Below are 381 nucleotides of genomic sequence, written 5' to 3' on the forward strand. Positions count from 1 at the left end.
GGCGTGGGTACGTGACAAACCCGATGAATGCCAACCTGATTTGTTTGCTGGTTGATGTAACCTTGACCTCTTGCGAATAAGCTTTGACCGGACTGGCAAATGATGCCCATTGGATTTTATCGGGCATGTATTGTGCGCTGGCTTGTCAATTGAACAAGGAACGGCGAACCTTGCTTCGCCGTTTCGAACCTAGAGCGATATCTTGCGCCCAAACTACGCCGTCCAGCTCACCGCATTGCCCGACGAACGTCTCGAAGCCTTTGTCAACGACTGGCTTGCGAACCGTACGAAGGACTACAACTCACACGAGCGTTGGTCCGGCACCGGCGATATGGGACGCGATGTCGTGGCTTACGTCACAGATCAGCGGCATGAAGGCCC

Origin of the sequence: Mesorhizobium sp. M7A.F.Ca.MR.362.00.0.0 (assembly GCF_004023175.1) — a bacterium.
GTDB lineage: Bacteria > Pseudomonadota > Alphaproteobacteria > Rhizobiales > Rhizobiaceae > Mesorhizobium.